At 67.6% G+C, this 1,678-nt stretch carries 1 protein-coding gene; it reads right to left on the reverse strand.

Going from position 1 to position 1,678, the window contains the following annotated elements; genetic code table 11:
• Positions 1-7: 7 nt before the first annotated feature.
• Positions 8-1,678, reverse strand: a 1,671-nt coding sequence (locus tag DIE21_RS36770; RefSeq protein ID WP_148092778.1) for an amidohydrolase, incomplete at its 5' end; no start/stop codon positions are given.

Here is a 1,678-nt window from a genome sequence, read left to right on the forward strand (position 1 = left end):
CGTCATGTCAGACCGCCCAGCACGAACAGCCGAACGCACCCCAGAAGCCCTTCGCGTCCGACGTCGGCAACGTGCGGCTCCACGCGCCCGCATGCGCATGACCGTGCATGCCGCACGCGCTCGCGCAGCCGCACATCGCGGCGGCCGCCGCCCGTTGCAGCGGCGCGCCGTCGCGCTGCGTCGCGCCCCAGCCGCCATAGCCGCCGTATGCGCGCACGGGCGACCAGTCCGGCATCGCGGGCGGAATCGGCGCGTCGTGCGATGCGAACGGCCCTGCACCCCACACGATCCGGCCGCCGACCACCGTCAGCAACGCCGTCGTGTCGGCGATATCGTCCTCCGCGCACGTGAAGAAATCGCGATCCGGGACCATCAGGTCGGCGAGTTGCCCGACCGCGATGCGCCCCTTCTTGCCCACCTCGTTCGAGAACCACGTCACGTACTCGGTCCACATGCGCAGCGCGGTTTCGCGATCGAGCAGGTTGCGCTGCGGGTACATGCGCATCCCGCCGACCGTCTTGCCCGTCACGAGCCACGCGAGCGACACCCACGGGTTGTACGACGCCACCCGCGTCGCATCCGTGCCGGCCGACACCTTGATGCCTTTCGAGAGCATCTTCGCGACCGGCGGCGTCGCCTCGGCTGCCTGCGCGCCGTAGCGCTCGACGAAGTACTCGCCCTGGTACGCCATCCGGTGCTGCACCGCGATGCCGCCGCCGAGCGCGGCGATCCGGTCCATCGATTTCTCGGAGATCGTTTCCGCGTGATCGAAGAACCAGTTCAGCCCTTCAAGCGGAATGTCCTCGTTCACCTTCTCGAACACGTCGAGCGCGCGGCTGATCGTCTCGTCGTAGGTCGCATGCATGCGCCACGGCCAGCGGTTCTGCGCGAGCACGCGCACGACGCCTTCGAGATCGTCTTCCATCTGTGCGGGCAGGTCCGGGCGTGCCACGCGGAAGTCCTCGAAGTCGGCCGCGGAAAACACCAGCATCTCGCCCGCGCCGTTGTGACGGAAGTAGTCCGTGCCATCGTGATACTTGACGCTCTTCGTCCAGTTCACGAAGTCTTCCTTCTCCGCGTTCGGCTTCTGCGTGAACAGGTTGTAGGCGATGCGGATCGTCATCTCGCCCGCGTCGTGCAGCTTGCGGATCACTTCGTAATCGTCGGGATAATTCTGCGAGCCGCCGCCCGCGTCGATCACGCCCGTCACGCCGAGCCGGTTCAGTTCGCGCATGAAGTGGCGCGTCGAGTTGTACTGATACTCGAACGGCAGCTTCGGGCCCTTCGCGAGCGTCGCGTAGAGGATCGTCGCGTTCGGGTTCGCGAGCAGCAGGCCCGTCGGGTTGCCCGCGGCATCGCGCAGGATCGTGCCGCCCGGCGGCTCCGGCGTGTCCTTCGTGTAGCCGACCACGCGCAGCGCGGCCGCGTTCAGCAGCGCGCGATCGTACAGGTGCAGGATGAACACCGGTGTATCGGGCGCGACCGCATTGAGCTCGTCGATCGTCGGCAGGCGCTTCTCGGCGAACTGGTGCTCGGTGAAGCCGCCGACCACGCGCACCCACTGCGGCGCCGGCGTGATCGCGACCTGCTGCCGGAGCATTTCCATCGCGACCGCGAGCGAGCGCACGCCGTCCCAGCGCAGCTCCATGTTGTAGTTCAGGCCGCCGCGAATCACGTG

This window comes from Burkholderia sp. Bp9140, assembly GCF_003853425.1.
GTDB lineage: Bacteria > Pseudomonadota > Gammaproteobacteria > Burkholderiales > Burkholderiaceae > Burkholderia.